This is a genomic window from Streptomyces sp. PU-14G (genome assembly GCF_041028275.1).
Lineage (GTDB): Bacteria > Actinomycetota > Actinomycetes > Streptomycetales > Streptomycetaceae > Streptomyces.
This window is the reverse complement of the sequence record NZ_JASKYT010000334.1, coordinates 1-8,413: the sequence shown is the minus strand read 5'-3', so window position 1 is coordinate 8,413 and position 8,413 is coordinate 1. Positions and strand designations below refer to the sequence as shown.

Below are 8,413 nucleotides of genomic sequence, written 5' to 3'. Positions count from 1 at the left end.
CCACCGGCCCCTCCACCGGCCGCCTCGCCGCGCCGGCTGTCGACCCGGAACTGATGCGCCAGGTCATGAGCAGCTTCTGCACGGGCGTCGCGGTCGTCACCGCGACCGGCGACGACGGCACACCGGCCGGCATGGCCGTACAGTCCTTCGCGTCCCTCTCCCTCGACCCCCCGCTCGTCTGCTTCGCCCCCGCCCGCACCTCGACGAGCTGGCCGCGCATCCGGGCAGCCGGCCACTTCGCCGTCAGCATCCTGGCCGAGGACCAGCACACCCTCTCCCGCTCGTTCGCCGTCAGCGGCGGCGACAAGTTCGCCGGCGTCAGCTGGCAGCCCGGCCGCAACGGCGCCCCGCTCCTCGACGGCGCCCTCGCCCTGGTCGAATGCACCGTCGAAAACGAGCTGCCCGGCGGCGACCACACCATCGCGGTGGGCCGCGTCACCGCCCTCCACCAACCCCGCGAAGCGGGCCCCCTGCTGTACTTCCGGCGCACGTACGGCGGGTACGGAACCCATGCGGCGTGAGCGCGAGCAGGGGGCGCTGAACGGCGCACAGGTCCTGTCGCCATACTGGCCTCGTGGAGCAACGACCTGACACAGCCGAGCCCGCCGTGCTCAGCGCAGGCACGGACCCGACCTACGTACCCGGCCTCGACACCCTCACCGCCACCCCGGCGGAACCGGAACCCACCGACGACCAGGCGCCGCCGGAACCCGCCGACGGGAGCCAGGACGGCGAGGAGGCGACGGATCCCTCGCAGGTAGCCGAGACCGGGGCGGACCACGACGGTGCCGCCGCCGATGCCGCCGCCGGCACCGAAGCCGAAGCCGACTCCGACTCCGACTCCGCCCCAGACTCCGACGCCGACGAAGAGCAGGAGGAGGCGCCTCCCGAGGGGCCCTCGTTCGAGGTCTCGGACCGTCGGGCCGCCGTCATCGCGGACGGCCGCGGCGTGCTGCTTCGCCTGGACGACGCGGAGGCCCGGTTCGAATGGAGCGAGATCGGCGCCGTCGAAATCGGCACCGCCCGGTTCGGCCGCCGCTTCCAGGTCTGCGTCTGCACGACAGGCCACCGCCGCTTCGACGCGGAAGTCGAGGCGAGCTCCCGGAAGCAGGCCAAGGAGTGGGCCGACGACCTCGACTCCGTTCTCGACACCTGGTTCGACGACAGCGCGGAGTGACGGCGGCCGGCCGCCGCCCCGGACCCGGAAAGGCCCGGGGCTCAGTCCTCCGTGCGTGCGGAGCGGATCTGCCGTAGGCCGTGGCGGTCAGAGGGCGTCCGGGTCTACCCGTCCGCGTCGGGCGCGCTGTCGCCGAAGACCCGGGGCACCATCGCGGCGATGAGGCTGTCGACGTCGTACGGAGCGCGCAGGATGTCGGGGAGCGTCATCTCGTCCACGAGCAGGCCTGTCATCGCCAGGTAGAGCAGGGCGACGCCCATGTCGTCGCCGGGCATCCCGATCTCGTTGTGGTAGGCGATCAGGCCGTTGAACTCCTCCCGCAGGAAGCCCGTCAGTTCCTCGTACAGCTCGGGCCGCCGGGTGGCCTCCCAGGTGTGCGTAGGGGCTGGTGACCCCCTCGCTCAGGCCCGGTTCGTAGCTGCCGCGCCCCATCAGTGCCACCTCGAACCTGCGGTTGGGCCGGTCCGGGAGGCCCAGCGCCGCACGGGCCTGCGTGGGGACGGTCTCGGGCAGCTCCTCCCAGATCGCCGCGGCCAGGTCGTCGAATCCGTCGGGAATGGGAAAGAAGTCGAACTGTCCCTCGGGGCCCGCGATGAAACCGTCGAGGGTGACGGCGGCGTAGTAGACGAGCTTGCGAGACCAGTCATGCTCGTGGCGGACCGCGACCCGGCGGAGGTCGTGCGGGAGTTGAAGCAACAGGAGGGGGTCGACATCTGGCTGGTGGGCGGCGGAAAGCTGGCGGCCACACTGCTGGCGGAGATCGACGAGCTGATCATCAAGCGCAACCCGATCGTCGCCTGCGCCGGCGTCCCGCTCTTCGACGGGGCGTTCTCCCCGGCCGCGTTCCGGGCCGTCACCACCCGCGAGTACCCCTCGGGGGTCAGCAGGACGACCTACGAGCGGGAGCGGTGATCCGAGGCTACGCGCCGGGCCCCCCGTGGCCCGGGGTCTCCTGTTCCCGGGCCAGCTCGTCGAGGTCGGCCAGCATGTCCTCGGCGAGCCGGCGCTCGGCCTCGTAGTAGCGCTCCGCCCAGCGCAGCACCAGCCGGGGGTACGCCCACGAGGGCTCCCCCTCCGCGCCCTCGGCGTCCAGTTGTGCGCGGTGCACCATCTTGGCGGCGTTGGCCTGGTGTTCGCGCAGGATGTCGCGGGCCTGGTCCGGCTCCAGGAGGTGGCCGAGCCAGATGCGCAGCATCACGCCGTGCTTGAGCACGGGCGGTTCGACGGCCGCGCCGCGCGCCCACTCGCGCACGGCCCGCCGGCCGGCGTCCGTGATCGAGTAGACCCGCTTGTCGCGGTTGCCCGTCGCCTGCGGGACGCTGCGCGAGGTGACGTAACCGGCCCCCTCCAGGCGCTTCAGCTCGCTGTAGATCTGACTGAAGGAGGGCGACCAGTAGAAGAAGCTCAGCGACCAGTCGGCCCACTTCTTCAGGTCGTAGCCGGACAGCTCCTGCTCGAAGGAGAGCAGACCGAGTACCGCCCAACTGGTGGGCGGCAGCGGGCGCCGCTCGGGGACTCGACCGCCCTTCGGCGTTTCGCCGTCCGTGCCCGTGCTCTCCTCCGTCATCGCGCCCCGCACGCCTTTCGTACGCCGTGCGCGCCACCGCGCACCGCACCCTTTGAGTACCGGTGAGTACCGGCGCCTGCCGGATTCCTTACCCGATTCCTTACCCGGCCGCCGACTCTACGCTGTCGAGCGCGGCGAACCAGGGGGGCAGCGGGTCGGGGCCTGAGCTGCCGAACAGGCCTTCTCCACCCGGCGACGGGCCCCGCCCGCCCCGGCAACGAGCCCTCTCTGCTCTGAGGCTCGCGGAGCGAGGGCCGGAGCCCGCGCCCTCTACCCCGCGTTCGGGGGTCGCCCGGCCCGAGGGCGGGCGTGGGGCGCGGGCCCCGTAAGGCCGCGTCCCGGTCAGTGACACGCCTCGCTCAGCGAGGCAGGTATACCTGTTAGGAATACCTCATGAAGTTCTCGATGATCTTTGAAGCGCAGCTGGCGGACCCCTCGCCCGCCCAGGAACGGCAGGTCCTGCACGACTGCGTCGAGCAGGCCGTGCTCGCCGAGGAGATGGGATTCGACCGCGTCTGGGCGGTCGAACACCACTCGCTCGCCCAGTACGCGCACATGTCGGCCTCGGAGATCTTCCTGACGTGGGTCGCGGCACGGACGCGGCGCATCCGGATCGGCCACGGCGTGGTCACCATGCCGTTCGGCTACCAGCACCCGGTCCGGGTGGCCGAGCGGGCCGCGATGCTGGACGTCCTCAGCGGCGGCAGGGTCGACGTCGGCGCCGGGCGCGGGGCCACCAGGCAGGAGATGTCGATGTTCGGGGTGCGGCCCGAGGACACGTACCCGCAGATGGAGGAGGCGCTGCGGATCTTCTCCGCCGCCTGGCGCGAGGAGCGGTTCGAGTGGCACGGCTCGCTCGACATCGGCCCCGGCGCCGTCCTCCCCCGCCCCGTGCAGACCCCGCATCCGCCGCTGTTCATGGCGTGCAGCAAGCACGAGACGCTCAAGATGGCGGCCGAACTCGGGGTCGGCGCCCTGGTGATGGGGTTCGCCGGGGCCGACGACGTCCGCGCGATGCGCAAGGTCTACGACGACGCCCGCGCCGCCCGCGACGGAGAGCGCTTCGTCTCCGACCGTGCCAACGACCACCTCGCGGCGCTCTGCCCCACGATCGTGCTGGACGACGCCGATCTGGCGCTGCGCCTCGGCACCCGCGGCCAGCGCTTCTTCGCCGAGTCGATCGCCCACTGGTACGGCAACGCGCCCGCGCCGACGGCCTACGCCGAGTCCCTCGGATACACGGACCACGTGGCGGCCATGGCCAAGGACCGCGAGGAGCTGGTCGCCAAGCTGCACGAGGCCGACATCCCGGCCCGCCCGGTGGACACCGGCACGTTCAACGCCGAGCACGCGTACGGCGACGCGGCCCGCGCCGTCGACTACGTGCGGCAGCTCGCCGACATCGGTGTGGACGAGGTGATGTGCCTGATCCAGATGGGCACCGTGCCGCAGGAGGCGTGCCTGGAGACGATCCGGCAGTGGGGCGCACACGTGATCCCCCAGTTCCGGACGCGCGACGCGCACACGGACACGCACACGGACGCGGACGCGTGAGCGGGGAGGGCTGACAGATGACCGCGACCTCCTCCGCCGCTTCCCCGCACGGGCCCGCGCTCCCGGCGCACTCGCCCTTCGACCTGACCGGCCGCGTCGCCGTCGTCACCGGTGCGGCCCGCGGCCAAGGTGCCGCACACGCGCGGATGCTCGCCGCCGCGGGGGCCACCGTCGTACTGACCGACGTCCGGGAGGCAGACGGCACCGAACTGGCCGCGGCCATCGGCGCCGCGTCCACCCGCACGGACGCGGCGCTCTTCGTGCGGCACGACGTGTCCCGCGCCGCCGACTGGGACCGCGTCGTGGCCACCGTGACCGAGCGCTACGGCCGTCTCGACGTGCTGGTCAACAACGCCGCCCTGTGGCATACGGCGCCGGTCGGCGAGGAGAGCGAGGAGCGGTTCCGCACGCTCCTCGACGTCAACCTGCTCGGCCCCTTCCTCGGCATCCGCGCCGTGCTGCCCGCGATGCGCGAGGCGGGGGGCGGTTCCGTCGTCAACATCTCCTCCACCGCGGGCCTCACCGGCATACCGGGGCACGCCGCATACGGAGCGACCAAGTTCGGGCTGCGCGGGATGACGAGGTCGGCGGCGCTGGACGTGGCCGCCGACGGGGTGCGCGTCAACTCCGTCCATCCCGGCATGATCGACACTCCGATGATCGCCGGAGTGACGGGCGGCGGGGCACGGGTGCGCGAGCGCGAGTACCCCAACGTGCCGATGCGGCGCATCGGCACCCCCGAGGACGTGGCCCGCATGGTGCTCTTCCTGGCCTCGGACGCCTCCTCGTACGTGACCGGCGCGGAGTTCGCCGTCGACGGCGGTCTGGCGGCCCGATGAGCGAGCGGCGGACGGAGAGCGGAACAGTGCCGGGGGCCGGGGCGGCCGACGCGCTGACGCCGGCGGCCCGAAGGATCGTGGACGCGATGAGCGAGGCGTTCGGCGAGCTGGGGCCCGACACCGACGTGCGTCGGCAGCGGCGGCTGGCGGCGCGGACGTCCAGCGTGCCGCGTCCGCTCGCCTCGGTCGGGGACCGGGCGATACCCGGCGCCGTACCGGGCACCACCCTGCGGGTCCGCGTCTACCGGTCGGCGGACACGCCGCGCAGCGAGGCGCCCACCGTCCTCTTCTTCCACGGCGGCGGCTGGGTGCTGTGCGATGTGGACACCCACGACGGGCTCTGCCGCGAACTCGCCCACCTGACCGGTGCGCTGGTCGTCTCCGTCGACTACCGGCTCGCCCCCGAGCACCCGGCGCCCGCGGCCGTCCAGGACGCGTACGCGGCGCTGCGCTGGGCCGCGGAGCGGATACGGGAGCAGGAGGGCGGCGACCCCGCGAGGATCGCCGTCGCGGGTGACAGCGCGGGCGGCGCTCTGGCCACCGCGGCCTGTCTGCTCGCCGCGGAGCGGGGCGGCACCCTGCCGGTGGCACAGCTCCTGGTGTATCCGGCGCTGGACGCGCGGCTGGCGACCGGCTCCATGCGGACCTACGGCGACGCCGGCGGGTACTTCCTGACCACCTCGGACATGCGCTGGTACTGGGACCACTACCTCGCAGGCGCCGCTCCCACCGCGTACACGGCGCCGTCACTGGCCACGGACGAGGAACTGCGCGCCATGCCGCCCGCCTACGTCCTGACCGCCGGGTGCGACCCGCTGCGCGACGAGGGCCTGGCCTACGCGGACCGGCTGCCGTCCGCGCGGCAGCGCACCGCGCCCGGCGTCTTCCACGGCTTCCTCGGCTTCCTCGGCCTCCTCCCCGAGGCCCAGGAGGCCCTTCAGGAGGCGGCGGCCTGGCTGCGGGAGATGCTGGCTTCCCGGACGTGACACACAGACCACTCGCGCCCCCCTCTCCCTGCACACCCCACTAAACCCTTTCCCCCCTCGTGCACCTTTTGCGCGCCTCCTCCCGATGGCCTAGCGTCTAACGGGACGTGTGACCCGCGAGGAGGCGCCCATGAGCACCGTGACGGCCCGCGACGGCACGGAGATCTTCTACAAGAGCTGGGGCGAGGGCCCCGCGGTCGTCTTCATCCACGGCTGGCCCCTCGACGCCGACGCCTGGGACGACCAGCTGAAGCTCGTCGCCGAGAACGGCTACCACGGCATCGCCCACGACCGCCGCGGCCACGGCCGCTCGGCACAGCCCTGGGACGGCTACGGCTTCGACACCTTCGCCGAGGACCTCAACTGCCTCCTCACCCACCTCGACCTGCGGGACGTGGTGCTGGTCGGACACTCCATGGGCGGGGGCGAACTGGCCCGCTACATCGGACTGCACGGCGCGGGGCGGGTCAGCAAGGCCGTCCTGCTGTCGGCGATCACGCCCGCCATGCTGCGCTCCGACGGCAACCCCGAGGGCGTGCCGGGAGAGGTGTTCGACGACATCAGGGACGGCATCCTGCGGGAGCGCTCGCAGTACTGGCAGGAGCTGGCCGGGCAGTTCTTCAGCGCGGACGCCCCGGGAACCCGTGCCACGCAGGGCAACAAGGACGCCTTCTGGTACATGGCCATGCACCAGAGCATCAAGGCGGGCGTCGACTGCGTGACGGCCTTCCAGCACGCGGACTTCACCGACGATCTGCGGCGGTTCACCTTCCCCACCCTCGTCGTCCACGGCGACGACGACCGCATCGTGCCCCTGGAGGCCACGGCCCGCCGGGCCGCGGACCTCCTCCCGGACGCGACGCTGAAGGTCTACGAGGGCGGCTCCCACGGCCTCGCCCTGGTCCCCGGCGACAAGGAGCGCTTCCACCAGGACCTGCTGGCCTTCCTCGGAAGCTGAGCGGCAACGGCCCCCGCCGCACCGGCCGGCCGGTTCCGTCAGGGCTCCGGCTCGCCCACCAGGAGTGCGTCGCGCAGGGTGGCCAGGTCGTCGTCGGCCAGGTGCAGGCCCGAGGACAGGTAGTGGTCGAAGGTGCCGTAGTCGCGGTCGACGCGGGCGAAGGACGCGTCGAGGTAGGGCTCCCGCACGCCGAGCAGCGGCTCGTAGGCGTCCTCCACCGCGTCGGGCAGGTGGGCGCGGGCCTGGCGGTTGTAGGAGGTCAGGTAGCGGTTGGAGGCCAGGTAGTCGCGTACGACGGTGGAGCGGGGCACGCCCAGCGCGGTGAGGAGGGCCGCCGAGGCCCATCCGGTGCGGTCCTTGCCCGCGGTGCAGTGGTAGAGGACCGCCTTGCCGTCGGGGTCCGCTGCCGCGCCGAACAGGTCGCGGTAGGCCTCGCGACCGGTCTTCTTGGCGACGAAGTCGCCGTAGGAGTCCCGCAGCAGCGTGCGGGCGTGCTGCGCCGAGGTGGGCTGGGTGTTGGCGATGGACTCACCGCCGCCGAGCACGTCGAGCCGCCGCGCCCGCTGCCCCTTGCCGAGGGCGTCGGGCTGCTTGCGTGCCTCGCCGGCGGTGCGCAGGTCGAGCACGGGGTCGATGCCGAGGCGGCGCAGCGTGCGGCGGTCGGCGGCGGAGAGCCGGTCGAGGCTCGCCGAACGGTAGAGCTTGCCCATCGCCACCCAGCGCCCGTCGGTGGTGCGGTACCCGCCCGCGTCGCGGAAGTTGGGGACGGAGGCGAGGTGGAGGGAGCGGTCGGCGAGCCGGAGAGAGCGGCCCTTGTCGGGCACCAGTCGGAACCACCGGCGCCCGTCCTGCTCCGGTGCCCGCAGGGTGACCGCGTCACGCGCCTCCCCTTCGGCGACCGGACCGCTCTTGTTCCCGCCCTCGGCCCCCTCCGCGCCCTCCCCTTCGGCGTAGACGGTGACCGAGCCTGCGCCCGGGGCCGACCAGCGCACCGTCGAGGTGCCGTCCGCGTGGTCGGTCACCACGGCGGAGGTGAACGGGATGACGCCCGGCGCCACTTCCCCGCTCCCCTGGCGGGTCTCGTTGCCGCACCCTGCCGCCACCAGGGCGACGACGCCGACCGCCGCCCCGACCCGCGCACGTTTTCGGCCCCTCGGGGCTCTGTATGTCAGTCGCATGCCGTGAACGTAGGAAGGGCGGCGCGGCCCTGACAGGCGCGCGCCCGGTGACCGGGACGGGCCCCCGGCCCGCAGGCGACGGCGAGGGCTCCTCGTCCCGCCCGACCCGGGCCAGACCTCCTCACCCCGCCCGGTCCGGGCCAGAGCTCCTCGC

The 8,413-nt window shown here is 73.1% G+C and carries 9 protein-coding genes and 1 pseudogene; 7 read left to right on the top strand and 3 right to left on the bottom strand.

Translation table 11 applies throughout. From position 1 onward, the window contains the following. Both AB8Z75_RS27850 and AB8Z75_RS27845 read left to right on the top strand, forming a co-directional pair. Nucleotides 1-521: flavin reductase family protein (locus tag AB8Z75_RS27850; RefSeq protein WP_369206716.1), on the top strand; the 521-nt coding region annotated here is incomplete at its 5' end. 53 nt (nt 522-574) lie between these two features. After that, entirely contained in the window at nt 575-1,177 is a 603-nt protein-coding gene (locus tag AB8Z75_RS27845; RefSeq protein WP_369206714.1) for a hypothetical protein, read from the top strand. 104 nt (nt 1,178-1,281) lie between these two features. On the opposite strand, the pseudogene AB8Z75_RS27840 reads toward AB8Z75_RS27845, so the two are convergent. Continuing rightward, nucleotides 1,282-1,533, bottom strand: a pseudogene (locus AB8Z75_RS27840) (TetR/AcrR family transcriptional regulator); the annotation flags it as partial. A gap of 289 nt (nt 1,534-1,822) precedes the next feature. Between AB8Z75_RS27840 and AB8Z75_RS27835 the strand changes: the two are divergent. Beyond that, nucleotides 1,823-2,089 carry a dihydrofolate reductase family protein gene (locus AB8Z75_RS27835; protein WP_369206712.1) on the top strand — a complete coding sequence of 89 codons (267 nt, stop codon included), beginning with the start codon at nt 1,823-1,825 and terminating at the stop codon, nt 2,087-2,089. Nucleotides 2,090-2,096: 7 nt separating this feature from the next. On the opposite strand, the gene AB8Z75_RS27830 is transcribed toward AB8Z75_RS27835, so the two are convergent. Beyond that, nucleotides 2,097-2,744, bottom strand: coding sequence for a PadR family transcriptional regulator (locus AB8Z75_RS27830; protein ID WP_369206710.1), 648 nt, complete (start codon nt 2,742-2,744; stop codon nt 2,097-2,099). Between the two features lie 393 nt (nt 2,745-3,137). Here AB8Z75_RS27830 and AB8Z75_RS27825 point away from each other — a divergent pair, with 393 nt between their 5' ends. From AB8Z75_RS27825 to AB8Z75_RS27810, 4 genes are all read left to right on the top strand, one after another. After that, the gene (locus tag AB8Z75_RS27825) at nt 3,138-4,298 is read left to right on the top strand and encodes an LLM class flavin-dependent oxidoreductase (RefSeq protein WP_369206708.1); all 1,161 of its coding nucleotides are present in this window, start codon (nt 3,138-3,140) and stop codon (nt 4,296-4,298) included. A 17-nt stretch (nt 4,299-4,315) separates the two neighbouring features. Continuing rightward, nucleotides 4,316-5,137, top strand: a complete 822-nt coding sequence (locus AB8Z75_RS27820; RefSeq protein ID WP_369206706.1) for an SDR family NAD(P)-dependent oxidoreductase — start codon at nt 4,316-4,318, stop codon at nt 5,135-5,137. Further along, entirely contained in the window at nt 5,134-6,123 is a 990-nt protein-coding gene (locus tag AB8Z75_RS27815; RefSeq protein ID WP_369206704.1) for an alpha/beta hydrolase fold domain-containing protein, read from the top strand. The genes AB8Z75_RS27820 and AB8Z75_RS27815 overlap by 4 nt, the downstream gene beginning before the upstream one ends. Nucleotides 6,124-6,253: 130 nt before the next feature. Continuing rightward, entirely contained in the window at nt 6,254-7,081 is an 828-nt protein-coding gene (locus tag AB8Z75_RS27810) for an alpha/beta fold hydrolase (protein WP_369206702.1), read from the top strand. Between the two features lie 38 nt (nt 7,082-7,119). On the opposite strand, the gene AB8Z75_RS27805 is transcribed toward AB8Z75_RS27810, so the two are convergent. Continuing rightward, nucleotides 7,120-8,259 (bottom strand): tyrosine-protein phosphatase, encoded by a 1,140-nt coding sequence (locus tag AB8Z75_RS27805; RefSeq protein WP_369206700.1) that lies wholly within the window; start codon nt 8,257-8,259, stop codon nt 7,120-7,122. Nucleotides 8,260-8,413 lie beyond the last annotated feature (154 nt).

Coding starts and splice junctions, on each gene's coding strand:
- AB8Z75_RS27825 (WP_369206708.1), top strand. CDS start 3,138: ATGAAGTTCTCGATGATCTTTGAAGCGCAGCTGGCGGACCCCTCGCCC.
- AB8Z75_RS27830 (WP_369206710.1), bottom strand. CDS start 2,744: ATGACGGAGGAGAGCACGGGCACGGACGGCGAAACGCCGAAGGGCGGT.
- AB8Z75_RS27810 (WP_369206702.1), top strand. CDS start 6,254: ATGAGCACCGTGACGGCCCGCGACGGCACGGAGATCTTCTACAAGAGC.
- AB8Z75_RS27835 (WP_369206712.1), top strand. CDS start 1,823: ATGCTCGTGGCGGACCGCGACCCGGCGGAGGTCGTGCGGGAGTTGAAG.
- AB8Z75_RS27805 (WP_369206700.1), bottom strand. CDS start 8,259: ATGCGACTGACATACAGAGCCCCGAGGGGCCGAAAACGTGCGCGGGTC.
- AB8Z75_RS27815 (WP_369206704.1), top strand. CDS start 5,134: ATGAGCGAGCGGCGGACGGAGAGCGGAACAGTGCCGGGGGCCGGGGCG.
- AB8Z75_RS27820 (WP_369206706.1), top strand. CDS start 4,316: ATGACCGCGACCTCCTCCGCCGCTTCCCCGCACGGGCCCGCGCTCCCG.